The 25,066-nt window shown below is 50.9% G+C and carries 28 protein-coding genes and 3 pseudogenes; 22 read left to right on the top strand and 9 right to left on the bottom strand.

Translation table 11 applies throughout. The features are described from left to right. Positions 1-39: 39 nt before the first annotated feature. The 6 genes and pseudogenes from SOM48_RS18960 to SOM48_RS18985 form a co-directional block, all read right to left on the bottom strand. A complete protein-coding gene (locus tag SOM48_RS18960) occupies positions 40-282 on the bottom strand; it encodes a DUF4060 family protein (RefSeq protein WP_187799165.1) in 243 nt (80 codons plus the stop codon). After that, entirely contained in the window at positions 279-455 is a 177-nt protein-coding gene (locus SOM48_RS18965; protein ID WP_167552474.1) for a hypothetical protein, read from the bottom strand. The genes SOM48_RS18960 and SOM48_RS18965 overlap by 4 nt, the downstream gene beginning before the upstream one ends. A gap of 34 nt (positions 456-489) precedes the next feature. Further along, the gene (locus SOM48_RS18970) at positions 490-1,566 is read right to left on the bottom strand and encodes a RecT family recombinase (RefSeq protein WP_320512764.1); all 1,077 of its coding nucleotides are present in this window, start codon (positions 1,564-1,566) and stop codon (positions 490-492) included. 11 nt (positions 1,567-1,577) lie between these two features. Beyond that, the gene (locus SOM48_RS18975) at positions 1,578-4,976 is read right to left on the bottom strand and encodes a RecE family exodeoxyribonuclease (protein WP_320512765.1); all 3,399 of its coding nucleotides are present in this window, start codon (positions 4,974-4,976) and stop codon (positions 1,578-1,580) included. Positions 4,977-5,116: 140 nt separating this feature from the next. Next, positions 5,117-5,292 (bottom strand): annotated as a pseudogene (locus SOM48_RS18980) (YdaE family protein). Next, positions 5,285-5,434: pseudogene (locus SOM48_RS18985) on the bottom strand (hypothetical protein); the annotation flags it as partial. The pseudogenes SOM48_RS18980 and SOM48_RS18985, both read right to left, overlap by 8 nt. 306 nt (positions 5,435-5,740) lie before the next feature. Here SOM48_RS18985 and SOM48_RS22705 point away from each other — a divergent pair. Next, positions 5,741-5,920, top strand: coding sequence for an ECs_2282 family putative zinc-binding protein (locus SOM48_RS22705; RefSeq protein ID WP_414672796.1), 180 nt, complete (start codon positions 5,741-5,743; stop codon positions 5,918-5,920). 835 nt (positions 5,921-6,755) lie between these two features. Here the strand turns inward: SOM48_RS22705 and SOM48_RS18995 are convergent. Then, positions 6,756-8,363 (bottom strand): SIR2 family protein, encoded by a 1,608-nt coding sequence (locus tag SOM48_RS18995; protein ID WP_320512767.1) that lies wholly within the window; start codon positions 8,361-8,363, stop codon positions 6,756-6,758. A 157-nt stretch (positions 8,364-8,520) separates the two neighbouring features. Next, positions 8,521-9,213 carry a S24 family peptidase gene (locus tag SOM48_RS19000; protein WP_414672797.1) on the bottom strand — a complete coding sequence of 231 codons (693 nt, stop codon included), beginning with the start codon at positions 9,211-9,213 and terminating at the stop codon, positions 8,521-8,523. A gap of 104 nt (positions 9,214-9,317) precedes the next feature. Here SOM48_RS19000 and SOM48_RS19005 point away from each other — a divergent pair, with 104 nt between their 5' ends. The 8 genes from SOM48_RS19005 (at position 9,318) to SOM48_RS19040 (ending at position 13,872) form a co-directional block, all read left to right on the top strand. After that, positions 9,318-9,551, top strand: a complete 234-nt coding sequence (locus SOM48_RS19005; RefSeq protein ID WP_320512769.1) for a transcriptional regulator — start codon at positions 9,318-9,320, stop codon at positions 9,549-9,551. Positions 9,552-9,581: 30 nt separating this feature from the next. Further along, complete coding sequence (locus tag SOM48_RS19010; RefSeq protein ID WP_320512770.1) at positions 9,582-10,127, top strand: toxin YdaT family protein; 546 nt, start codon at positions 9,582-9,584, stop codon at positions 10,125-10,127. Between the two features lie 85 nt (positions 10,128-10,212). Then, positions 10,213-11,031: a ParB/RepB/Spo0J family partition protein gene (locus SOM48_RS19015; RefSeq protein WP_320512771.1), complete on the top strand. Its 819-nt coding sequence runs from the start codon at positions 10,213-10,215 to the stop codon at positions 11,029-11,031. A 59-nt stretch (positions 11,032-11,090) separates the two neighbouring features. Continuing rightward, positions 11,091-12,062, top strand: a complete 972-nt coding sequence (locus tag SOM48_RS19020) for a replication protein (protein ID WP_320512800.1) — start codon at positions 11,091-11,093, stop codon at positions 12,060-12,062. Then, positions 12,059-12,745, top strand: a complete 687-nt coding sequence (locus SOM48_RS19025; protein WP_320512772.1) for a replication protein P — start codon at positions 12,059-12,061, stop codon at positions 12,743-12,745. The genes SOM48_RS19020 and SOM48_RS19025 overlap by 4 nt, the downstream gene beginning before the upstream one ends. A 111-nt stretch (positions 12,746-12,856) precedes the next feature. Beyond that, positions 12,857-13,003, top strand: coding sequence for a hypothetical protein (locus tag SOM48_RS22710; RefSeq protein WP_414672795.1), 147 nt, complete (start codon positions 12,857-12,859; stop codon positions 13,001-13,003). A gap of 255 nt (positions 13,004-13,258) precedes the next feature. Continuing rightward, positions 13,259-13,411, top strand: coding sequence for a hypothetical protein (locus SOM48_RS19035; protein WP_320512773.1), 153 nt, complete (start codon positions 13,259-13,261; stop codon positions 13,409-13,411). After that, positions 13,396-13,872, top strand: coding sequence for a type II toxin-antitoxin system YafO family toxin (locus SOM48_RS19040; protein ID WP_320512774.1), 477 nt, complete (start codon positions 13,396-13,398; stop codon positions 13,870-13,872). The genes SOM48_RS19035 and SOM48_RS19040 overlap by 16 nt, the downstream gene beginning before the upstream one ends. A gap of 341 nt (positions 13,873-14,213) precedes the next feature. On the opposite strand, the pseudogene SOM48_RS19045 reads toward SOM48_RS19040, so the two are convergent. Then, positions 14,214-14,552 (bottom strand): annotated as a pseudogene (locus SOM48_RS19045) (hypothetical protein); the annotation flags it as partial. Positions 14,553-14,701: 149 nt separating this feature from the next. Here SOM48_RS19045 and SOM48_RS19050 point away from each other — a divergent pair. The 13 genes from SOM48_RS19050 (at position 14,702) to SOM48_RS19110 (ending at position 25,052) form a co-directional block, all read left to right on the top strand. Next, the gene (locus SOM48_RS19050) at positions 14,702-14,944 is read left to right on the top strand and encodes a hypothetical protein (RefSeq protein ID WP_320512775.1); all 243 of its coding nucleotides are present in this window, start codon (positions 14,702-14,704) and stop codon (positions 14,942-14,944) included. 173 nt (positions 14,945-15,117) lie between these two features. Then, entirely contained in the window at positions 15,118-15,567 is a 450-nt protein-coding gene (locus SOM48_RS19055) for a recombination protein NinB (RefSeq protein ID WP_320512776.1), read from the top strand. Continuing rightward, the gene (locus tag SOM48_RS19060; protein ID WP_320512777.1) at positions 15,560-15,727 is read left to right on the top strand and encodes a NinE family protein; all 168 of its coding nucleotides are present in this window, start codon (positions 15,560-15,562) and stop codon (positions 15,725-15,727) included. Before SOM48_RS19055 ends, SOM48_RS19060 begins: the two co-directional genes overlap by 8 nt. Then, positions 15,720-16,325, top strand: coding sequence for a recombination protein NinG (locus SOM48_RS19065; protein ID WP_320512778.1), 606 nt, complete (start codon positions 15,720-15,722; stop codon positions 16,323-16,325). The genes SOM48_RS19060 and SOM48_RS19065 overlap by 8 nt, the downstream gene beginning before the upstream one ends. Beyond that, the gene (locus SOM48_RS19070; RefSeq protein WP_320512779.1) at positions 16,322-17,125 is read left to right on the top strand and encodes an antitermination protein Q; all 804 of its coding nucleotides are present in this window, start codon (positions 16,322-16,324) and stop codon (positions 17,123-17,125) included. Before SOM48_RS19065 ends, SOM48_RS19070 begins: the two co-directional genes overlap by 4 nt. 759 nt (positions 17,126-17,884) lie before the next feature. Beyond that, on the top strand, positions 17,885-18,244 hold the full coding sequence (locus tag SOM48_RS19075; protein ID WP_223284278.1) for a phage holin, lambda family: 360 nt from the start codon (positions 17,885-17,887) through the stop codon (positions 18,242-18,244). Beyond that, a complete protein-coding gene (locus SOM48_RS19080; RefSeq protein ID WP_320512780.1) occupies positions 18,228-18,665 on the top strand; it encodes a lysozyme in 438 nt (145 codons plus the stop codon). Before SOM48_RS19075 ends, SOM48_RS19080 begins: the two co-directional genes overlap by 17 nt. Before the next feature lie 288 nt (positions 18,666-18,953). Continuing rightward, positions 18,954-19,283 (top strand): Rz1-like lysis system protein LysC, encoded by a 330-nt coding sequence (gene lysC, locus SOM48_RS19085; protein ID WP_320512781.1) that lies wholly within the window; start codon positions 18,954-18,956, stop codon positions 19,281-19,283. Positions 19,284-19,714: 431 nt separating this feature from the next. Continuing rightward, complete coding sequence (locus tag SOM48_RS19090) at positions 19,715-19,915, top strand: hypothetical protein (RefSeq protein ID WP_054803298.1); 201 nt, start codon at positions 19,715-19,717, stop codon at positions 19,913-19,915. 367 nt (positions 19,916-20,282) lie between these two features. Then, positions 20,283-21,290 carry a terminase small subunit gene (locus SOM48_RS19095; protein WP_320512782.1) on the top strand — a complete coding sequence of 336 codons (1,008 nt, stop codon included), beginning with the start codon at positions 20,283-20,285 and terminating at the stop codon, positions 21,288-21,290. Beyond that, complete coding sequence (locus tag SOM48_RS19100; RefSeq protein ID WP_320512783.1) at positions 21,265-22,575, top strand: terminase large subunit domain-containing protein; 1,311 nt, start codon at positions 21,265-21,267, stop codon at positions 22,573-22,575. Before SOM48_RS19095 ends, SOM48_RS19100 begins: the two co-directional genes overlap by 26 nt. 1 nt (position 22,576) lies before the next feature. Next, positions 22,577-23,983 (top strand): DUF4055 domain-containing protein, encoded by a 1,407-nt coding sequence (locus SOM48_RS19105; RefSeq protein ID WP_320512784.1) that lies wholly within the window; start codon positions 22,577-22,579, stop codon positions 23,981-23,983. After that, entirely contained in the window at positions 23,967-25,052 is a 1,086-nt protein-coding gene (locus tag SOM48_RS19110) for a structural protein (protein WP_320512785.1), read from the top strand. The genes SOM48_RS19105 and SOM48_RS19110 overlap by 17 nt, the downstream gene beginning before the upstream one ends. Positions 25,053-25,066: the final 14 nt, after the last annotated feature.

A 25,066-nucleotide genomic window follows, 5' to 3' on the forward strand; every position in this document is an offset into this window, starting at 1 on the left:
TTATAAGGACGGAAGGCGCTGTTTGATGATAATTCGATATCAAGACATCCGGCCGGCGAGGGCACGCAGACGCCGAGCGCCCATGATCGCTGTGGCCACGTAGCTGGTGCTGCGGTTTTCCACCTCTACCGTTACCTTCATTCCGTCCACCAGCACTGTGTATACGCTGGTCATGGCCCGGCTGGCATAATCACCGAACCTTTCAACATGCCGGGCCAACGCTGCATCGCACGCCCTGCGGGCCATCGGGGAATCTTTCCTGCTTCGGTTAATAAGTCTCATTCGGCACGCTCCGGGTCAAACACGTCCCAGCAGTTTCGCTCGATATTCGCCAGCAGGCGGCGATCTTCTATCTCGGTCAGCGGGCGGCCGGTCAGCTCTGCCACTTGCTGGTTGTTATGCGTCAGCAACATGTTCAGCTCTTCAACACTCCAGCGGGCTTGTTTCTCGCTCATATCATTACCGGGAGGGACAACCCTCCCGCCTCCCTCATGCCACGTATTCGGGCTTCATATCGAGCAGGGTAACGGCAAACTGGTCATACAGCTCGTCACCCAGATGGCGCTTCGCAGCAGCCAGTGCCTGCTCTGCTTTGGTGAACTGCTCTGTAGCATCCGGTTCGTCAGGCTGGGGCAGGGAGTTGATCGCCGCTTCCACCTTGTTGCGGGCGTCTACCAGGTAGTAGCGCCGTACGGCTTTGTTTTTCAGCTCAGTGAACAGCGCCGAACCGAGAGTAGTTTTGGCTGCTTCAATATCAACCCGCACGGCTTTGGCCTGGTCCACGGATTGAGCTACTTCAATGCGATCGCGGAACTCGTCGGCCATGCCATCAATATTGGTACCGGACTCTTGCGCGCTGTTAGTTGTCGATTCAGCCGGGATATCAGCAACGCTTACGCGCTGCTGCGGTGCTAGGTTGATTTCTTTTTCCTGACGATCTTCAAGCTCATCAGGTGTATAAACGCCCAGGATCACATCCGGACAGAACAGACGCGCCCAGCGTTTTACTGCCAGATAGGCGAGTTGCTGGCGGGGATCGTCAGCCCACAGTGTCGAATTACGGGTGCGGGCCTGAGCCAGCAGCAGATCCAGCTCACGGGGGTGATCTTCGCCTTTGAGCGTTGCGCGGATGATAATGCCGATACCTGCTTCTTCCGCCATGGTCCAGCCAGGAACGCGGTATTCGCCTTTTTCACCTTTGCGGATATGAAATTTTCCGACCACTTTTTCCCATGGGCCGTACCACTCATACTCAAAGCGATTCGCCAGCACGCCGCTGCGTGAAATCACTGCGTTTACCAACTGGGCCTCATATCCCAGCACGCCGTTAATCAGATGGGTTTTCTGCGCCACGGCGAAAGGGTTCATTTGCCACTGCGCCGCCTGCATTGCAACGGCCATACAGTCGGCCTGGTTGCCCTGAAGGTGTTTCGGTACTGTCGCCGCACCCTGCGCCATAATCTGGGCGAAAGTGCTGATGGCATTAAGGTACTGTGAATCGAACAGCGCGATGTTTGAGTTAATGACAGCGTTCTGGTCGGCTACTGCTACGTTTGTGTTCTGCATTCTTGTTCTCCTTAAGCCGCGCGCAGCGCTTCAAGGCGGCGCAGATCGTACTCGGTGAGTTCGTCGGTGTAGTCGGTGGTGATCGGCGCTGGCCACTCGCCGGTATCGAATGCGTTGGCAATGGCGCGCATCGTGGCGCGGTACTCTAGGATGCCCAGCTCCACCAGCTCCTGCGAAGCCTCAACAATGGCAATCCAGTGATATCCCTCGTCCTTGTTGACGAAGATCCAGAAGAATTGGTCGAGGCTTGCCGTCTCCATGTACATACCGGCGCTCAGGTGGTAATCGCGATCGATGATTTCACGGTGCAGCTTCGCCCGCAGACCTGACTGCTTGATGTTCCACATAGAAATCGTTTTGAGGTCGGCACCGATGCGCACGCCATCTACGTCCAGCTCAAGGTCAGGGCGCACACGGATTTCGAGGCCGGTCTCTTCGTCGATGCCGAAATAGCTTGTCTCAACGGCGCGATCAGGATGCTGCAGCAGCTTTCCGGCGGTCGGGTGCGCATGCAGCGCTTTCTGTATAGCCAGCGCGGTTTCCAGCTGCTGGCGGGTCACCAGCACCTTGCCTTCCGGGTTCTCACGCCATGCGTCCAACAATTCGTCGGCGAACACGGTATCCGGGCGGACAGCCTTGAGCGCCTGAATCAGATCCACTTTGGTGCCGCCCACTTTCAGCGGCGCGGGCTTCTGCGCCTCCTGCGCAACCAGGTCAGGATTGACGATCGCCAGCTGCTCCAGCAGCGCGTCACGGCTGCCGCTGGTTTTCACCGGAGCGGGCAGAGTGGCGTTGTACTCTTTTATGCAGGCTTTCATAGCTGCAGCGGTCTGCTTCTTATCAGACTCGATGCGCTGGAACTCTTCCGGCAGCGCCATATAGCTTTCTGCGGTTTCGTCTACAGCTGCGCCAAGCGGCAGCAGCGCGGGCAGGGTGGCGTTATGGGCCTCCAGCAGCGCTTTGATATCATCAGCGCTCAGCTGCGGCGGCAGGCTGGCGTTGTACTCGTCAATGCACTCGCGGATCGTCGCCGTGGTGGTGAGTGCACCTTCCGGGATCTCCGGCTCAATGCTGAACTCGGCGGCCAGCGTCTCCGGCTGCAGCGCAAGCGCATGCACCAGATTGCCCATGTCGAGAACCTTCGACCGCTCCTTCTGGATGGTCTTAGAGACGTGGCGCGCTTCGAAATACATCAGGGAGACACGGGCATCCTTCACCTGCGTGCTGCTGATGCCGTTCGCGGAGTGGTAAACGTCGTTCGGCAGACCTTCATAACGGCCTGGCTCGAAGTAAGCTGGCCATTCCTTAGCTGCAGCCTCTGGCTCGGAAATATCCGCTACCGGTCCTATTTCTGTCGTTTCTGGTTCGGTTGGAGGTAATTCCGGCTCATCCTGGCTAAGAGCATCAATATTCTGGTCCAGATCGGCGGCAACGTTGCTCGTCAGTTCCGGTGTGGCAGCTGCGAGGATATCCACCTGGCTTGCGCTAACTGTTTGCGCAGCAGCTTCATCAGCGACTTCGACTGCTTGTAACGCATTACAAGCTTCGACTTTGCTCGGGTCAGTCTCTTCCATCTGCACATTGCCAACGATCTCCACTTCCTGTTTTTCGACTTCGTTTGAGGGGGTATTGATGACCGGGTTTGCTTTTTCATCCAGCAGACCATCGATGGAAAATATGCCGCCGCCGAGGTTGGATACTTCTGGCTGATGGGTGGCGACGAGCTGGTGTGACGGCTCGGTGCACTGAATGACTCCGGCATCCACGGCCGCGCTATCAATCTGACGCGCAGCGGCGAGGATTCTGGCCTCAGGTGTATCATGCTTGTATTCATTGAGGGTCGCGCTGATATAACCAGTCATGCGATCCGGGAACGTAGTTATGCCTGAGGACGCTTCGCGGATGAGCGCAAAAATTGCAGCGCGCGAGTAATCCAGGATACCTGCAGTTTTACGCAGTGCTGTGGACCACTCTTTCCAGGGACTTTCTTTTGCAGCAACAATATCTTTAGCCCGGCGGTGAATAGAGCCGGGGATATTGTAGATATCAAAATCCATCGGCAGAGTTGCGCACGCGATCTCAATATCAAGTGTGTCCAACGTATGCTCATAGTCTGCATTACGGTCTGTTTTGATGCCGCCGCCCGCGTTCGTACCGGTGTCGGTGCGCTGAATGGTTGAGACCCGGTTACCGTTAATCCATTCCTTAGCGAGCAGGCCGCGATCGATATAGTCCGTCGTTTTCCAGGCCTTCATGAACTGGAGCATCAGAGATAAATCAGGCGTCGCTTTGTCAGAAGGAAATACGCGCTTAACAGCATCGGTAAGCCTCCATAAATCGAAGTCACGAAGCTTTTTCATCCCCTCGACATTCTCGGCGGCCAGCAGCAGGTTTTGCACGTAGGAGTTATCGGTGTCCATTTCCAGCTGGCGCACTGTATTCAGTTGTTCATTGTCAATGTGGTACGCGTATTCCTTCTCGGTAATAAACTGTGCGAGGAGGCGGTGACGGAACGACAGCGTAGGAACAGCGTGCAGTTCAGTAATGTCCCTATCGCGGAATGCCTGTACCTGAGACTGGGCCTGGGCAACTTCTTCAGGCGTAGCTTCCTGCCGAACTATTTCACTGGAAGCAAGCGCATCTTCACCAGGTTCGCTGGCGTCGGCGAGTTCAGTGGCGGGCAGTTTGCCGCCGAGCCAGTCTTCGACCAGTTGGGCACGTTCGCCGACCTCTGCTTTAACCCAGCTCGACATGAAAGCAGCCAGCAGCGCGGGTTCGTGTTCTTTATCCTGCGAGAAGACGTCTTTGACAGCCTGCACCAGTTTCCACTCAGCGTGAAGGCTGAGATCGTTCAACTCAGGAACATCATTTTTGGCCTGCAGCACATTCTTGAAGTAAACATTTGCCTCATCCATCACCAGTTCATTAGCGACTATCAACTGCTCCTGGCTGATCTCCGTATGGTATTTGTCGCCCAGCAGATGGAAGGCGTAGCGGACGGCCGGGGTGCGATTTTCAAGCAGAGAGGTGATGCCAGTATTTGCGATATCAGTGGCGGTTACCGGCGCGGCAAGCAGGTCCGCATCGCTGGTGATCTCCGGGGCGAGGGCGGTCTCATCCTGTGACGCAGTACCGAGGATCACGTTCCAGGTGCGCTGGTCGTCGGCCAGGGTGTAGCGCTCGCACCAGGTGTAATCGATGGTGCTTTCTTCAGGCAGGTCGTTAACAATCGGAAAATCGGTGCGGATCGGTTTGGCATAGTCTTTGCCTCGGCCAGTTTCGATGCCTGTATCTTCCAGCTTAACATCGAGCGTCAGCGCGGCTCGTGCTTCGGTTTTGGCACTGAACCAGATAACGCCGTCAGGTTTCCCCGACTTCTGCGTTGCCTTGATTAAGTAGAAAAATTCCATGTCAGATCCTCATTTTTGGATGTAAGATCCCCGGGCCAGAGATAGCGCCCATTGGGTGAACTTTGGTTTTTTAAGTAGTTTTCCGGTGTAACTTTGGTCGGGAGCACCGGACGTACGGGCCGCCTTGCGCGGCTTTTACGTTATGCCTCGTGTGCCATCTTGTCGTACGAAGCACAACGTTCAGAGCAGTATTCTTTTTCTTTGCGCGCCAGCTGCGCGCCAGCTGCGCGCCGTTGCGATAGAGAAGGGCACTTTTGACTACGTCCTCCGGTTTAACCGGCTTGCCGCAGTATCCACATTTCGTAGAGTTACACATCTGGATTCCCCTTTTGCGCCAGCAGGTAGCATAAGCGGCGAAGGAGCACCTCTAGGAAGTTCAGTTTTACGGCCTGCTGCCGTCCTGGTTTGCGTGCGAAATCTATCATTCTCACCCTCGTTTACCTTATCGCCGGCCAGCGGAGCTATTAACCTTTGCGCATAAAAAAGGCGGTGGATGGCCGCCTGTGTTTTGGATACCCGCTGATGCGGGAGAAATGCTTTGTAATGCAGCGCCGGATGCTTATCTCCCGGTTGCCGTCGTGCGGCTGCAATTCACCGCACTACAAAACATTCCTGCTTGTGCCGGGATATTTATCCGCGCCCGGCGCGCGCCTTCCTGCTATTCCCCAACAGCAAGAAATCGCTTACTCTTTAATCTCCTCAACAGTAGAAAGGATATATTCATGCAAACCATGCGTACCATGTGCCCTGACTGTGGATGTGAGATGTTCAACCAGCCCGATGATTTTGACTTTGAGACAAATTTCACTGGCGTCAGTTGTGCTGACTGTGGTCGAGAAATCACTAAAGACGACGTTGTCAATCAGGCCACGGACACGGTTAAAAAACAGATCGACGACGTGCTCAGGAATTCCCTCAAAGGAACTGGCTGGAAGTTCAAGTAACTTAAATAATTCCCCGATCTGAATAAGGACTTCACTGGCGTCGACGTTAAGCAGTAGTGACGCCTTTTTTTTATCGCCCATACACACCCCTCTGTTTGTTTACCGTCAGCCCCTCGAAAAGAGCTGCTGGTAAATCTGCCCCGATGTTCAGGGCTACTGAGCAACTAAACCATTCCAGACCATGTCCTCTTCGTTTGCTATGCCCGCCACACGTTACACACCTGCCTCAATCCCATTGGGCGCTATTGCAACTTGCCAGGGTAGGTCCGGATGATTTGCTACTTAGTCGATTTGTTAATGTGCAGGCTGACTCATGTCTGCCGCGGTTTAACTTCCGGTGGCCGCATCGCTGTTTCGTCGCGATGGTTTGATTAAAAACCATAGTTGTTTTTCAGTCAACAACAATAGTTGTATAAATAGTTGTAATGGTTTTAAATGGTTGTTTTAGAAATGAATTTATTTTTCTTTAGCTTTGTGGTTCAACTGAAAAAAACATTAGGAGGTGAATATAGATGAAGACAAGGCGGGGCTGATTCTGAACGCCATCGACCTAACTGTGGTCGCGTTGGTAGGCGAGTGCGTACCGATCACCTGAGATAACCTGGTTGATAGGTTGTAATGTAATCGCTTAAGTCCTCATGCGGGAATAGATTGGAAATCAGTCATTTAGCAGTTTTGGGAAATATTAAGATAAAAAACGCATATAGATATCGATGAATTTTAATTTTATCTTATAGTTTAAGAAATTTTTCCTTCACTATAAGGAAAATATTCCGCCACGATACGGGGTTACTTACAGAACCCCAAAATGACATTAGCATTTCGGGGTTAATGTTTATCGTATCTGCTTAATGTCACCATTAATTAATAAATCATAGGCTAAAAAAAGCCTTCTATAATCTGTTTTTAAATTGTTGTTCTCGCATAATTTGAATTGGGGGAATAAATCATTTTTGATGTATGACTCTATTTCCTTTATATCAAAATTCCTAATGTTTTTAATAATTATCAATAACTCTTTTTGTTTGCTTAACTCTGTTCTGTTTATATCAGCTAGTCTATTAAATACTTTTGCGGAGTTAATTATGTCTAATGCAATTGAGTCAATTATTTCATCAAGTTTACCATGTCGCTCAATACGTTGATTCAATCTGGTAATTGATTTAGCTGGTAGATTTAAATCTTTAATATTGCAGGAGGAAATTACCTTTGCAAAAGGAAGTCTTAAGGTATTTGTTGATGAGGTAATAAACTCTATAGCTAACTTATTCGATATTTCATTTTTTTCAAATAAGTAATCCTCAAGATAGTTAAGTTCTTTAATTTGAGTAAATACATATTTTTTATCACCTAGTGCGACCACAAGGTTTTTTCCTTGCTTTACACTTTCTTCAAGTTTGTCTAAATCTGATGGAGACACCAAGAGTGTATTGAGATTTCCTTTTTCACCTTCATTAACAATAAGCGTTTTAATTGCTCGTTGGTACCTCAAAACGTCATAAGGGGACAGGCCCTCATCTACGCTACTAATTTCATCGTAAATCATTTGATAATTATCAGTTTCGACGGATGTATAGGTCACCTGAAGTTGTTGATCTGTAATTTGCTTAGTTACTACTTCGTTTTCATCTGGTTTGTACTGTAACAGAATAATTCTTTCAGCTGATTTCCGCCCATCTTCTTTCGGCAGTTGTGATGAAAAGTCAGAAAGTAATTTTTTAACATTTCTATCAGTCAGTGAATACCCGATAAATAGTATAGGGTTTTTAATCATGTTAGAAAGGATTTTTGCACTTATTAATATGGCCTTACTATCATACATTTCATAGTCGGCGGTGTTTATTATTATTGATAGCGGGTCTTTAATATCTCCATGAATTTTATATAACTCACTCCAGCCGACTGTATCCTCGAAGAAACCATTATTCCCAATATAAAGCTTAGGTGTTACTCCCTGAGAGATCAATAAGGATTCGATAAAGGCATCGTAATTTGTTGTTATTATCATTTTTGCCTTTTTTAGAAAGGACTTAAATGAATTTAACTCATTTGAATTAATATTATCTCTTAGTTTTGGGTTGGCGAATCGTTGGCATATTGCATATTTGAATGGTGATATGTTTTCACTGAAAACCCTTCGAGCATCCAAACCTTCTAGTTTGAAAGCGTTTGAAGTGAACATTTTATTAAAATCACTTTCAATTTTACTTGCTGCCTCCGTATAAATCTTATGATCAAGATCGGAGTTATCAAAAACAGTATTTTTATACTTTTCTTTTATTGAGAGCAAGTAATTATAGAAATCCATTTCAGGATTTGTAATCTGCCAGTACTCATTTAATAGCTCCTCCCATGTTGGGTAGTCCTGAAGGTATCGTTTTGAGATTCCTGAGCCAATGAAAACTATCGGATAATTTTTGAATTGAAAAATTTTGTTCGGCATATTAAAACCCTTCCACGTTAGCAGCGCAAACATTTTGATGCCTTACTTGCTGTAGTCTCATAATTACGGCCTCACATCAAGAGCCATCTAAATAGTTACATTTAATTCTTTTCCATTTCTACACAATGTAAGTTTAATACATGCACTAGGGTAATTATTAACCAAATCTCTTATACGCGATGGTCTGCTTAATTAAGACCTTCGCCATGATGTGAAAGCGATCAAACTCTCCATCCTCGATGTACCACTCTTTGTATCTTGCGTTATCCGATATCACTAACAGTTTGTCCTTATGCATCTGCAGGCGCTTTACGTGCAAAGTGTTGCCAAACACAAAGACGTACACTCCGTCCCCATCGAACTGCCGCACACCGATGTTCACGAAGATTTCATCGCCTGGGTCAATCGTGCCTTCCATACTGTCACCGCGAACGGTAATCACCTTAACCTGAGAAGAGGGCACCGGCCCAAACAGGGCATGCCCTTTGTCTGGCGTGTATTCGATTGCTCTGATGGTTTCGATAAAGTCGGTCGACAACATACAACCAGGCCCCGCGCTTGCGTGAACATCCAGCACATCTACTCTGTAGATATCAGAGCGAGGCGGGGCGACAACTTCAGCAGGCATTTGGCCATCAGCACGCATGCCTCCTTCACCGGTGGACAACCACTCAGGTCGAATTTTAAGGACCGAGGCTAAATCGACAAGCTTCGTTGTCTGATTCACCTTTCCAGTTTCTATTTTTTGAATCGCCGCTTGGCTTACGCCAACCAGATCTCCCAAAGCCTTTTGAGTAAGGCCTTGCATGTTCCTGGCTTCTTTGAGTCTTTCTGCAAGTGTCGTTTTCATATCAGAAATGTACAACCATGGTTTTATTACATCAAACGAAAATGGTTGTTGACTAAATACAACCATAGTTTTATTGTTCTTTCGTATTCACTACGGAGGTTGTTATGAACCCAACCATTAAAACCGCTATCACTATTGTTGGCTCTCAAAAAGCCCTTGGTGACGCGTGCGCAGTGTCGCAGCAGGCGGTTTACAAGTGGCTCCACAACAAAGCAAAAGTTTCTCCGGAGCATGTGAACAGTATCGTGAAGGCTACAGGTGGTGAAATTCAGGCTTATCAAATTCGCCCTGACTTACCGACGCTGTTCCCAAGCCCTACCAACAATAGTTCCACCTAACCGGCGGACATTCCAACGAAAGGGAAAGCAATGCATACGCAATCACTTACGTATCAACACAATACCGGATTTGTTCCAGCTGCGGTGATAAACCGTACTCAACCTAAGAAGTCAGTAACCCACGACGATATCCGCGATGCGGTGCGCGCATGGTCAGCAGCAGCAGGGCAGGACGTTGTCGCTGCATTGATTGTTGAAGAGTGGCGGCAGCAGGGCGGGGAAGCCATCAGCTTTCCGGCCGACATCTCCCGCCAGCGCCAGAAGCTGTTTCGCTTCCTCGATAACCGCTTCGACAGCGAAGAGTACCGCCAGCGCGTAGAGCAGATGACGCCAGCAATCATGGCCGTTCTGCCGCTGGAGTACCGTTCGCGCCTAGTGGGTCAGGATGATGTTACCGCGCGCATTGCTGCTGCGGTGAAGGAATGTGCCGAAGCAAAACAGGCAGTTCTGCTTGGCGCTCCGGAGCATCAGAAGTTGAAAGAGGTGAGTGAGGGTATCGCTTCGCTGTTCCGTCTTATGCCGGATCAGGTTGGCCCGCTGATGACGATCGTAACCTCAATGCTGGGGGCAGTATGACGGGTTTAAAAATGGCGAAAGCCGCGGTGCAGCAACACCAACGGCTTTCTAAGCGAATTAACTGGATCAATTCACAGGAATAATTATGAGTTCACTATCCCAGCTTTACAAGCAAAAAGACAAGAACGGCACCGAAACCACGGTTAAAAAGACGTTTCTTGTCCCGCTGTCAGAAATCTACGTTGAGCCGGGCTTTAACGTCCGTGAAATCGATGAGCAGCATGTCGAAGAGTTTCGCGATGCGTTTATCGCTGGTGAGTTTGTGCCGCCTCTGGCTGTTCAGGTGACAGAGCAGGGCGTCAAAATCATCGACGGTCACCACCGCTATTACGGCGCGCTGGCTGCCACTGCATCGGGCACTGAAGTTGCGCGCATTGAGTGCAAAGACTTTGTCGGTTCAGAAGCTGATCGCATCGCCTTCATGATTACCAGCAGCCAGGGGAAAGCGCTGTCTCCGCTGGAGCGCGCGGCAGCATATCAGCGCCTGGTAAATCAGGGCCGCACGCCGACTGAAATAGCGAAGATGGTTAAGCGCTCTGTCGGTGACGTCGATCACCACCTCCAGTTGCTGTCCTGCGGCGATGAACTAATCGACATGGTGAAGGCCGGCGATGTCTCGGCTACCACCGCCGTTGCACTGTCCCGCGAGCACGGCGCTCAGGCGGCCACAGTGGCAACCCGTCAGCTCGACAAGGCAAAAGCCTCCGGTAAGAACAAGCTCACCCGTAGTGCTGCCATCCCTCAACTATCCCCGGCGCGAGCCCGTCGCCTTGCCGAGCTGCTGGCAGATGCAGAAATCGAAAATGACCGCATCACAGTGCCCGCTACGGCGCTCGAAGAGGTTATGGCAATCATCGGTGAGCAAAAAGCTCTGCTGCGTGACAGCGGCTGGGAGGAAGCGTGAACACTGCAAAAATTCTCAACTTCCCCGGTAATGATCCGGGGCAACTCAGGAGCAACCGGATGGAGAACCAGAGAACAGGTTTCATCCCGTTGTACCGAAGTGTGCTTAAGCAACCTTGGTCGAAGGACGTATTCCTGCGCACGCTGTGGGAAAACCTGCTGTTGTCTGCCGCCCGACAGCCTTACACAGCAAACTTCAAGGGTCGCCAATGGCCGCTGTTAACCGGACAACTGGTAACCACCTCAGCCGATCTAGGTCTGAGTTTATGCGACAGGGAAGGGAAGCCATGCAGTCGTCACGCCGTAGACAGGATGCTGGATGTTTTCGAGCGTGAGGGGATGATTTCTCGCTCAGGAGAGAAGAGAAAAGGCTCTGTGATAACCATCACAAATTACGCTGAATATGCTCAAAAAACGGACGATTCACCCGCGCATTATCCCGCGCAAATCTCCGCGCTTAATGCCGAGCATGGTGAAGCCAGTAATGGCGCGGCTTCCGATGGTAGTGCCGAGCATAAGGCCGAGCATTTAGCCGAGCGTTTCCCCGAGAATCATGAACAACAAAGTAATAACAACAATAAAAACATTAAAAGATCTTCGTCGAAGAATTCTCGCGAATTCACCGACGACCGTCTGAAGAAATTTTTATCTGCTCATCCTGAAGCGGTGATTTACACACCGACAGGTGCCAAGTGGGGCACCGCTGACGACCTGAGAGCCGCAGAGTGGATCGCCATCCGCGTTAAGAAAATAAACCCGACCAGCAAAGAGCCCGACCTGAAAGCCTGGGCAAATGACGTTCGCCTGACTAACCAGATTGACGGACGGACACACCGTGATATTTGCGACCTGTACGACTGGGCCAGCAAGCATCACTTCTGGCAGACCAACATCCTCTGCCCTGCCAGCCTGCGCAAGCAGTGGGACAAGTTGACGATGCAGCGTGCTGCATCTGGAACCGATATTGCCGCTGCTGGCAAGCCGAAGGTGGACATGAATAACACTGACTGGATTCACGGGGTGAAACTATGAAAAGCCTTGCTGAGCAGATGCACAACTACGACCGCGAACAAATGCGTCGCATCGCGCACAACCTGCCTGAACAGTACGACGATCAGCCAGGCATCGAACATGTGGCGCAGGTCATCAACGGCGTTTTCATCCAGCTTCTCGCAGCGTTCCCGGCGGCAATGGCCGGTCGTGATCAGGCGGAGATGAACGAGATTCGCCGCCAGTGGGTTATGGCATTTCGCGAGAACGGCATCACCACCATGGATCAGGTAGCTGCAGGTATGCGTGTCGCCCGCCGCCAGGCAAAACCATTCCTCCCGTCGCCGGGGCAATTCGTGGCCTGGTGCAAGGAAGAGGCGCGGGCGTTCGGCATTACCGCTGACGATGTGATGACCGAATTCTGGAAGTGGCGAAAGATGGTTTTTCAGTACCCGAGCAGTGAGCAGTACCCATGGCCGCAGCCGGTTCTCTATCACATCTGCCTGGAACTTCGCCGCCGCAGCACTGACGGGCAGTTAAGCCAGAAAGAGCTGCAAAACGCCGCAGCCGATGTACTGGCCTACTGGGTAAAACGAGCCGCTGAAGGGCACCCGGTGCCACCCGTACGCCGCGCTTTGCAGGCACCGAAGGCAGAGCATGGACTAACTCCCGCGCAGTTACTCAAAGCGCGCTACGAACTCATGAAGAATGACGGGAAGGTGTGAGATGCAGGAAGAGAAGCAATTGAGCAGTACGCCAACGATCCGCGTATGTGTAACGTCAATGAAGAAATTCGCACGATGGCCCGCCTGCTGACACAGGAGATGACGAGGAATATGCTCCCAGCAATCATGGATGCGTTGCAGGTTGAGCAGAAAACTTACAGCGTGCCACTGAAGCCCTGCTACCGGGATCTGATTCATTCACCTGAAGGTGTTGCCGGTCTGGCAGAACAATCGCTCCTGCTGAACCTGCTGCGGTAGATGGAAAATCACAGACATGATGTGTCGGGAGCGGTGGCTGAGTTTACCACCATGGTCAACTATGTTGTCGGCGCACAAAATGCCTTGGTGATAACAGGTCGCATGCGCAGTACATCATGCATCAGACCGCAGGACACTGATCGGACACCGGTTGGACAGCGCAAGGATGCGCTTATAAAATAATCATTGACGATGCCGTCAAGCAAGGCCAAAATTACCTCAAAGGTAAACAGGTGTCAGTCAGAGGAGGTAAGCATGTCCCAGATAGCTGATAAAAGAAAAGGTAAAGAAAGGCCGGGTCGCCCTTCGATTCGTCGTTCTCCTGAGTATAAGGCGAAACTGAGTGCTGCTTCTGATCTTCTTGCTGCAAAAATGGAAGAGAAGCGCTTAGTATGGGAAACAAAATAGTTCGCTCTGAATTGATTAAAGAAGCAATTATTGAAGACCCTTTAGCCCAGTTCCCCATAGATGAATTCGAAGAGTACAAATTAATCTGCCTGGAGGAAGGTAAAATCCCCGCCCCTCCAGAGCCTGAGCAGTACGAATTCGTTTCTTACATAGAAACAATAGGGCGAGATAAATACTTCCGAGCGCCAACCTCTGCAAGAGCCGAAGAGCTTTTCCATGCTCATGTCTGGCAAGAAGGGTGCTGTTGGGGTGAAGGTGAAGACCTGTTAATCCAATGGGCTTGCACCAGTAATAGTTATGTCGTTTACTCTTATTTTGTAGATAGTGATAATGATAATCACATTTATATAATTGATTATTGTAAAGATAAAGCTCACACCCTTATCGAAGACAAGGAGCAAGTTCTCAAATGGACTGAGCAAGCTAATCATTATCGACAACTGCATGTAAAGCCCGCTTAGCGGGCTTTTTGTATTACAGATTAATATATTAACCGCATGATATTTTATTTGATAAAAGATTAATTATTACATCACCGTTTTTATCAATGTATTCTGTTGAAACTGTGTAAAAACTTTTTAACAATGGCTTTATGACAATATTTTCACAAATCAAAATACTTAGATATCTTACCTTCGCTAATGAAAGCTAAAGCATCTTTACCCTCCAGTGGTATTTTTATTGTATAAAATATCCCATACCCTGGTTCTTCTGGTGGAGTCTTTAGACCATTGTGCCTATTACCAAAAGAATTACTAATGTAAGAATTTATTTGAGCTAAAACTATCTCGTACCCTCGCTACTATTTTTTGGGGCATACACAAAAGGCATCCATAAAACCAATGCAATGCACACAAGCTTTTCTAATAGCATAGATTTCCTTACGAGGTGTAACGTCCTGAAGACGCCACCAGTATGTTTGGTTAAATTCTTTCTTAGACCTCTGCTCTATCTTGCGCAGATTGCCTGGTGAGAAGTATTCCTGAAGCTGGTTGAATATCATATGGTCAAGCGCAGCTTTTGCCTCTCAGAGATTGGCACCAGGGATAAGAACTTTCCCGAGTTTAACCAGATTACCACCGGTCTGCTCCGGCTTACCTTCGACCGCATTAAGAGGGATGCCCTGCGCAAATGGGAAGATTTACCACCGGCAGCGCCTGAGCAGGAGGTGTGAGGTGGATAACCCGTTCGACGCCGTAATGTTCGTCTTACTGGTAGTAAATAGGCACATCTAAATAATGGTTATTGGAATGGTATAATTCTCTCACCCAAGAAAATGAGAGTTAAACCATGATATTATTTACTAAATGCGACCTACAACACAGCCATTTAAGCAGCATCAATGCTGCCTTTGAGGACGAAGAAACTTTAATCGTTGAAAGGAACTTTAATCTTCCAATGGAGCTATATATTTCACACCCTAATGATTTTTATGGACGCTGGGTTAGCACGGGCGAAGTAGTTATTGCTGGGCCAGTAAATGACATCCTAGGTGTGAGCGGTATTAGATACCATAAAGTTATCGACGATTGATTTAGCATTATCAACCCGCCATAATATCAGTGTCGCCGGATTGAGCACCGGCGGTACCTTTGCGCTAACGGGGACGTTATGCGCACATACAACGAGCAAATCACCTTGTCACAGATGCAGAAATGCACCTGCGATTTTCTGCATTCTGCGTTTTACCTCTCAGGGGGTGAAGCGTGAAACAGCAATTCCACCTCGTCAACGACGCCATCAAGCAAAACGCAATCAGCTACATCCGCGACCTGCCGGTGGACCAGAAGCGCCCCTTGGTGCTGGACATCAAAGAGCCCACCCGCACTATCGAACAAAACAAAAAAATGTGGCCGCTTTTGAAAGACCTGTCAGATCAGGTTATCTGGTTCGGCCACAAATACGACTCCGACGACTGGAAAGACCTCATTACCGCTCTGGTGGCTAAGTCCAAGAAACAGCAGCAGCGTATGGCCCCAGGTCTCGACGGGGGCGTGGTGGTGTTCGGTCAGCGTACCAGCAAGATGAACGTTCGTCAGATGGTCGAAGTCATTGAGGCTATATACTGGTTCGGGACGCAGCAGGGCGTTCAGTTTAGTGAGAAATCACGCCTCGAAATCGAGTGGGCCAAGCGCTGGGGAGAAGAGCATGCATAGTCCTCTCGCTAAAGTCATTGAGCGCGCAATCTTCCGCATACCAGCGCGCCGCCGCAAGGCTGCTCCGGCACCTTCAGAAATACCAACCCTCAAGGGCTATACCGCCCGTCTCGTCGATCAGAAGTGGCTACGCCTGGCCGCGAGGAGAAAACATGCATAAGTTACCTCGCCGCAAGTGCGCCCACAAATCCTGCCGCCAGTGGTTCAACCCGGTCCGCGAAGGGCAGGTCGTCTGCTGCTACGAGTGCGCTACTGTGGTTGGCAAAGAGCAGGTCGCAAAGAAACGCGCTGAGGCTCTGCGGGCTGAGAAGAAGCGCCAGCTTCAGGAGGAGAAAGAGCAGCGGGCACTGCAGGCCGAACGCCGCCAGGCTGTGAAGAAACTCAGTTACTTCGTCAAACAAGCCCAGCAGGCATTCAACGAGTTCATCCGGTACCGGGATCGTCATCTTCCATGCATCAGCTGCGGCCGCCACCATGACGGACAGTATCACGCCGGGCATTTTCGCACGACCGGCGCGAACCCAGAGCTGCGCTTCAACGAAGATAACTGCCATCGCCAGTGCGCCCCCTGTAATAACCACCTTTCCGGCAACCTGACAGCATACAGCCCGGCGCTGATAGCCAAAATTGGCCAGGCCCGCTTTGAGGCCCTGATGGGCCCGCACGAACTACCGAAATGGAAGCGAGACGATTACATCCGAATCCGTGATGAGTACCGCGTAAAACTCAAAGAACTGAAACAGCAGGAGGCTGCATGAAACTTGAATCTTCACTAAAACACTTCAGCCCTCAGGGGATGAATATCAGCGACAGCGTTAAAGGCACCTCTCCTGACAGGCTGACCGGTACAGATGTAATGGCAGCGATTGGCACCACCAGCAGCCGCGCTCGCTTCGGTCTCGCTGCATTCTTTGGAAAGGCCGGGATCAGCATAACGGATGAGCAAATCGCAGTGCAGGCGCTGGTGCGGCATGCGATGGAAGTTGCCCCGAAGAACGTGCGTAAAGCAGCTGGTGGTGAGTTGGGCTGGTGCATGCAGGTGCTGGCGCAGTTTGCCTTTGCTGAATATGCCCGTTCGGCAGCCAGCAGCAGCACCTGCACCACCTGCAGCGGTACGGGATTTATCTCAAGGCATGAGGATGTGATCAAACATCCGGGCATTTTCAATGCTGACGGTGCGGAGCTGGTTGCCGCGAAGATTAAAAATGAGCCGGTTAAACATGCATGCACAGCCTGTGGAGGTAAGGGCATCATTCCAGCACGCTGCCGCTGTGGCGGGAAAGGGGAAGTACTCGATCGGGTGGCGACTAAAGAGCGGGGCGCGCCGGTATTCAAAACCTGTGAGCGATGCTCCGGCAATGGCTTCTCTTCAGTACCATCTACGGCTGCGCACAAGGCTATTATCCGGCGCTTGCCAGATTTGCATGTCAGGACATGGACTCGCAACTGGAAGCCATTTCTTGAGTCGCTGGTGAGGATTTGTCAGCAGGAAGAGGCCAAAGCTGAGAAAGAATTTCAGAATGCAACCAGCTTTAACGAAGAAGAGAACAAAATTTAGCATTTTAACTACATAAAGCTTGATTTTGTCCGAACTTGTCTAGTATTCTTCAAATCGTGGCATATATCGCCTGTACGAAAAGAAAGTTTAAACCTCGCTTCGGCGGGGTTTTTTATTGCTTGAAATATTCGGTTTTGCATCTGATAACATAACTATTTATCTTCATATTTCTTAAAAATTATTGATTTCAATGCCGATTCATAATCATTAATTTCTGAAATTGAAAGACTGTTTTCATATTTTTCCACGAACATTTCTTTAAGCGTTTTGATAAGTTCATCTCTGCTAAACTCTTCCCGAGACTGAGAATTTATAAAGCGCAAAATTGCTTCGCCTACTATGGCGTCAGTATTTTTGATAAAGGTTCCTTAGTAACTGATTATTCGACGGAACCTAGGGAAAAGTTGTTTTTTATCAGTAGGTTTCAGGGTGGGTAAATCTTGCATGAAGTAACAACGATTTTTCAAGCATACACGCTTTACCTTATGAAAGCTTTTATTTTAAGAAAGAATTAAATTTATAGATTTTTTTGCCAGTTCTTAAATAAAATTTATCTTCAAGTATCGCCTGGAGCGCATCAGGCGTGGCCGTCGCAGAAAGCGTAATAAACCCTCTAATTAGAATTTCTCAAGGCTGCCATCTGGCGGCTTTCTTCATTTCAATCCACAGGAAAACTATCAAGGCCACATTGTCGAGTGCAGCCTTGGCTCCTGACTCTTTAAATTACACAGCACCGACCCTTTACAGGCGGAGGTGGAGATGAAACGTATGCCGGACAAAGACGCTGGTTTCTGGGCAGGTCTTATTGCCTGGCTATACAGCCACAAAACAGAATGGGGATATGCAGGTGTGGCGGGCATGTTTTCTCTGCTGCGAAGTGCTTATGCGCAGTCCTCATGGAGTAAGCGTGTTCTTGACGCCGTGTCGTGCAGCGCACTGGCATTCTTCGCCGCGCCGACGCTTCAGGTGGTCGGGGGCGTTCTTAACTGGAATGTCCCCGATACAGCCGCTCAGGTGTTTGCGGTGTACATCGGGTATGTCGGCAATGACTACATCAGCGAGAAGCTGCGCGGGTGGATTAGCCGCAGAACGGGAGATAACAGTGAAAATCAGTCCTGACGGGCTTTCCCTGATTAAGCGTGAAGAAGGCGAGCGCCTGAAAGCGTATCGCGACACCAAAGGCATTCTGACGATCGGCGTCGGTCATACCGGGCCGGTGGATGGCCGGGCCATCACTCCAGAGCTTACAATCAGCAAAGAGAAATCAACCGCGTTGCTCCTGGCTGATATTGCCTGGGTTGAGAAAGCTATTAACGCCAGCGTTAAGGTGCCGCTTACCCAAAATCAGTATGACGCGCTTTGCAGCCTGGTCTTCAATATCGGCAAAACTGCCTTTGAAGATTCCACCGTCCTTAAGCGGCTCAATGCCCATGAATATCACGGCGCGGCCGATGCTTTCCTGATGTGGAAACGCTCCGGTAACGATCCGGATATTCTCCTGCCGCGCCGCCAGCGTGAAAGAGAGGTGTTTCTGACATGAACCCGATCAACTTCATAAAGAACTATTCACACATTATCGTTATCGGCCTTATTTGCATTGCGCTGTGGGGACTGAATGCCCGTAACGCCCAGTTAACTGCGACTAATGAGCGGCTGGAGAAGCTGGCGAACAGCAAAGATGACCAGATTAACGATCTGCGTTCAAAAAATGACGGCCTGGCCGCCAGCGTGGGCGAACTGGTAACCGCCGTCAGGCAGCAGAACCAAGTGATGTCCCAGGTCACTGAACAGCGCGCTGTAACCGCACAGCAAAACCGGAAGCTACAGAATGAAATTAAGCAATACCTTGAAGCGGATAAGTGTGCACAGTCTCGTGTGCCTGATAATGCTGCTGACCGGCTGCGCGCCGCAGCAAAAGCCGCGGGTGGAGTACCGGACAATAAGCCAGCCGCAAATCAGCCTGCCCGCAGAGCTGACCTCCCGCATTGATGCACCTGAGCCGCCGGACGGAATGACGTTCGGTGACAGCGTTCAGCTCAGTGCGCAGTTATACGGGCTGGTGGGGCAATGCAATATCGATCGCGCTGCCATCCGGCAGATTGAAGAGAGCAGGCAACATGCTGCTGGTGTGTTGGAAAAAATTTCCCCTCCGAAATGAAATCCGACACTTCGGAAGGGAGACCAAATGGTCGCTCGTTACGTATAACAAGCGAAGCATAGTGCAAAGTGGATAAATAGATGTATAACTTAAGTCAAATCAGCAGGTTTCTTATTTACTTTTTTGATTTGTGTCGGTTTGACGGCTTATTTGCGTAAAAAAAAAGCCCTCCAGGTGAGGGCTGCAATAATGCATGCTTGATTTGAAGAGATACTTGTCATTGCTACGACGTGCTCATCTCTGAGCTTCCCCTGGTGTGGGTAGGAGCCACAGTGAGGAGATGTAACTGTTGCACACAATTCCCAAACAACAAGCGTAAGCGGTGAGTATTAGGAAGAATCCTACTGCATCAGTAGATTTAACTGCTCCTGCGCTGCCTGTATTTTGTTTAGCCTCCTATAATTTCAGAAATCAATACGGAGGCAGCAACAATGACTTTCTTCATTGTCTGGGAAGCATACACACGCGACTGGCAACTGATGCAGAAGGGCTCACGCTTCATGAGCACTGACGATCCTGACATCATTGATGTTGATCTTGCTGACTATGTGGCAGACATGGCAAAAGCACTCGGTATTGAGGAGAAATACCTCGTAATCACTTCGGTTCAATCGCTTGGATTTTTGAACTAGCCTCAAAACTGCTATGTTTAAAGCTTCATTAATTTTATTGAGGTCTCCATGCCATTTAGCACGCTGATCAAAACCATAACAATTTCAAATGCAGTTTCAGGGGATTTCAAATTCGAGATTTACCAGAATGAAAAGGCTCTTTTCCATGCCGATATATCCCGTAAGGATCCACTCGGTAAATGAGAGCAGTTCCGCAATAAGTTTAGATTTAGCAAAGCTTTAGACGTTGAGGAAGTTATTGGGCGTTGTAGAAAACTTGTTGATGATCAATTCCTTGCTATGAAAGAGTAAGGTCGTCTCGGGACAGTAAATTTGAATTCGATCAAGCCACTGGCGTCCGCTGGTGGCTTTTTTATTGGAGTAACTAATGGCAAAGCCGGACTGGGGCGAGCTTCAGCAGCGGTTCCTGTCCGATCATGCCGCAACTGGCGTAACACCGAAGGAGTGGTGTGAAGCGCAGGGACTGAACTACGCGACCGCCCGCCGATATATAAAAAAGCCCGCAGCGCAAATTGCGCAAAAAAATGCGCAGAAAAAAGTGCGCAATGCGCAGAAGGAAATAGACGTTAATGCACTGGTGGAAAACGACGGGTTGACAGCTCAGCAGCGAATCTTTGTGGCGGAATACCTGAAAGACTGCAACGCCACCCAGGCCGCCATACGTGCCAAGTACAGTGCAAAGACTGCTGAGCAAATTGGTTATCAGCTCCTTCAGAAAACTTCAGTTGCCGCTGCTATTGATAAACAGCAAAAGGCCTCCTTGATGCGAACGCTTGCCAGTGCTGATGAGGTGCTGGCGCAGATGTGGCAGCTCGCTACTTTTGACGCTAACGAGCTCTCGCAATATCGCCGTGGTGCGTGCCGCTACTGTCATGGCTTCGGCCATAACTATCAATGGCGCGATATGGTGGAGTTTGAAGAGCATCGGCTTAAAGCAATCGAGAAAAAGGGTAAAGAGCCTGCGGACGTTGGCGGTTACGGCTATGACCACAACCGGGAACCTAATCCGGCATGCCCTCGCTGTAATGGTGACGGCATCGGCCAGCCGTATTTCGCTGATACCCGTAAGCTGCCGCCTGTTTCCCGTCTGGCGTATTCCGGCATCAAGCTCGGTAAGAACGGTGTTGAGATCACTGCCATTAGCCGTGAACGGATGTATGAAGCCGTAATGAAGCGGCTTGGCCTGGCGGACAGCGAGTTTGCGCAGCAGCTGCAGCAGATCGAAATCGAACGTCGCCAGCTGGAGGTGGAAAAACTCCGCAAAGAGCTGGCAGCAGATCCTGAAGATGAGGTACCGATGCCCGTGGCAATTAACATTAACGTCGCGGATGCTCGCGTAAGGAAAGACGATGACGGGGATATCGCCGACCCTTAACGTACCGCAGGCACAGTTTCTGGCTATGCCGCATAAGTTCAAGTCCTACGTGGCAGGCTTCGGCTCCGGTAAAACATGGGTGGGCTGCGGGGGCATCTGCAAGGGGATGTGGGAACACCCTAAGATCAACCAGGGCTACTTCGCTCCGACCTATCCGCAAATCCGGGACATCTTCTATCCGACAGTGGAGGAGGTGGCGTTCGACTGGGGACTTAAGGTCCAAATCAACGAGAGCAACAAAGAGGTCCATTTCTACGCCGGAAGGCAGTACCGCGGCACCACCATCTGCCGCTCAATGGAGAAACCGGCCACGATTGTCGGCTTTAAAATCGGCAACGCGCTGGTGGATGAGCTCGACGTGATGCCCGCCCTCAAAGCGCAGCAGGCCTGGCGGAAAATCATCGCCCGTATGCGCTATAAGGTCGCTGGACTGCGTAACGGCATTGACGTTACCACCACACCAGAAGGGTATAAGTTCGTTTATCAGCAGTTCGTTAAGGCAGTGCGCGATAAGCCTGAGCTGGCAACTCTGTACGGACTTGTGCAGGCTTCCACGTTTGATAATGAAGCGAACCTGCCTGATGACTATATTCCCTCGCTGCTTGCGAGCTATCCACCAGAGCTGATAAAAGCCTACCTGCGCGGGCATTTCACTAACCTGACAAGCGGCACCATTTACCACCAGTTCGATCGCAGGCTGAACAACTGCACAGATGAAGAGCAGCCGGGCGAGCCGCTGTTTATTGGCATGGACTTCAACGTCGGTAAGATGGCAGCCATCGTTCATGTGAAGCGTGAAGGGTTGCCGCGCGCGGTGCGGGAGTTAGTGAAGGTCTATGACACTCCGGCGATGATCAAACGCATTCAGGAAGAGTTCTGGCGCTATGAGGGCGGCCGCTACGTTGCCAGCCGCCAGATCTACATATATCCGGATGCCTCCGGCGACAGCCGTAAATCCAACTGCGCCAGCCTGACCGATATTGCCCAGCTTAGAGAAGCTGGGTTCAGCGTCATTGTTAACGCTTCCAACCCGCCGGTGAAAGATCGTATCAACTCGATGAACGCCATGTTCTGTAATGCGCTGGGCGAACGGCGTTACCTGGTTAATGTCCAGCGCTGCCCGGTCTATACGGAAAGCCTTGAGCAGCAGGTATGGGATAAAAACGGCGAGCCGGACAAAAAGGCAGATAACGATCACCCCAATGATGGTGGCGGGTATTTTATTGTTAAGGATTACCCCATCGTCAAACCTGCATACTCAATCACTATGGATACCACCTTCTGATATGGCTAATAACGACATCACTTGGGTTCGTCCTGAGCACCGGGCGGCCAGTGCTGCCTGGAAGAAAATCAGGGACTTTTGCAAAGGGGCAGAGGCGGTAAAAGAACCGGGCAACAACTATCTGCCTTTACTTGACTCCACAGACAAGAGCATGCGCAACCGCAAGCGCAACGAAGACTACCTGCAGCGGGCGGTCTTCTATGCGATTACTGGTAATACCAAGATTGGCCTCCTTGGGCTGGCCTTTCGAAAGGATCCGACCTTTTCCGCGCCGGAGAAACTGAGCTATCTGCTGAAGAACGCCGACGGCGCTGGCACCAGCATTTACCAGCAGTCGCAGTTGGTGACCGAGAACGTGCTGGAGGTGGCACGTGACGGGCTTTATGTCGATTACGCTGAGGGTAGTGGGCAGGCCATTATCCTGCGCTATCTGGCCGAGAACATCATCAACTGGCGCACGAAGCGCATCAACGGGCGCGATCAGTTGGTGCTGGTGGTGTTGAGGGAATGTGTGGAGCAGGAGGATGGCTACGCGTTCAAGGATGAGGTCCAGTATCGCGAGCTTGCGCTTGAAGAGGGCCGGTTCATCTGCCGGGTGTGGCGCCGCAGCGCGGATGCCGGTTCCGCTACATACGCTGCTACCAGTGAATACCAGCCGAAGCCCAAAGGCAAAGACAGCTGGGACGAAATCCCGTTTACCTTCGTCGGCGCGCAGAATAACGATCCGACTATAGACGACTCACCACTCGCCGCGCTGGTGGAGATAAACCATGGACACTTCCGGAACAGTGCTGATTACGAAGACAGCGTGTGGTTCTGCGGCCAGGTCCAGCCCTACATGACGGGACTTGATGAAGGATGGCGCGATCATCTGGAAAAGAAGGGGGTTAAAATCGGCTCCCGCTCGCCGCTGCTGCTGCCCAGAGAGGGCAACTTTGGTTATGCCCAGGCGCAACCCAACATGCTGGCGAAAGAGGCTATGGACAGTAAGCGCGACTACATGGTGCAACTGGGTGCCCGGCTCATCGAACAGAACGCGGCGGTTAAAACCGCAACGCAGTCCAGCAGCGAGCAGACATCGTCCACTTCTGTACTGGGGATCTGCGTCTCGAACGTATCGGAGGCCTATTCACTGGCCATCGGCTGGTGCGCGAAATATCTGGGCGTCGGCGAGCAGCAGGCGGCCTACGCGATAAATCAAGAGTTCATAGCTAAGGTCGCCGAGTCCGGCATGGTTACCGCCATTGTGAACGCCTGGCAGTCCGGTGCAATCCGTGACACTGATATGATTCGTGCGCTGCAGAAGCTTGACCTCATCAACCCAGCAGACAGCCCCGACGATATTATTGACGAGCTGCACAACCCCAACCCCACCCTGATTGGCGGTAACAATGGCAACGGTAAATGAAACGTTACGTGACGAAGCCATAGCCCACACCGTCTGGATCAGTCGTTACAGCACTGGTGTGGCAAACCGCATGGTTAAGCTGCTGAACGACAGCGACGCTGAGCTTACCGCACGGCTGCTGTTGGCGATGGACAGCCTGCCCACCAGTCAGTTTACGGTCAGCCGACTGGAAAGCATGCTGGGGAGCGTACGCGAGCTTAACCAGCAGGCAATAGCGGGCATGCAGACCAGCCTGGAGGATGAGCTCCTGCAGCTGGCCGGGCATGAAGCAGGCTATCAACTGAGCCTGTTTGATTCACTGCTGCCGCAGCGGGTGAAAGAGCGGTACCCGCTGCAGAGCATCACGCCTGAGCAGCTTTACGCGGCCGCCATGGCCCAGCCCTTTCAGGGACGTCTGTTGAGCGAATGGGCCGATAACCTTGAAGCCGACCGCATGGCACGCGTTGTTAATGCAATGCGTCGCGGCTACCTGCAGGGTGATACCACGGAGACCATTGCTCGGCAGGTCCGCGGGATCGCCAGCAAAGGCTATAAGGACGGGGCGCTGCAGCTCAGCCGGACCAATGCCGCCAGCATTACCAAAACGGCTGTGAATCACCTGGCAGCCACGGCGCGGACTAATTTTGCAGAAGCCAACGGCGATGTCCTGAAAGGTAAACAGTGGCTCTCCACCCTGGACAACAAAACCACGCCGACGTGCATCATCCGTGATCGCCTCCGTTACACTCTGGACAACAAACCTGTCGGTCACAAGGTTCCTTATCTGCAGGGGCCGGGGAAAATCCATTTCTGCTGCCGTTCCACGGAGACGCTGATTACCAAATCATGGCGTGAGCTTGGGATCGACAGTAACGAGCTGGATGAAGATACTCGCGCCAGCATGGACGGGCAGGTGCCAGCGGATACCACATATCTTGACTGGCTGGCCCGGCAGTCGCTGCCGCGACAGGATGAGATCCTCGGGCCGGAGCGGGCCGCGCTTTACCGCGCTGGCGAGCTGAAGCTCGGGGAAATGTTCACAGACAAGGGGGAATGGATAAGCCTGGCCCGCCTCAAAGCGCTCAGTTGATCCCAAAACATTTT

The sequence above is a fragment of the Kosakonia sp. CFBP8986 genome (assembly GCF_034044935.1).
In the GTDB taxonomy this organism is placed as follows: Bacteria; Pseudomonadota; Gammaproteobacteria; order Enterobacterales; family Enterobacteriaceae; genus Kosakonia; species Kosakonia cowanii.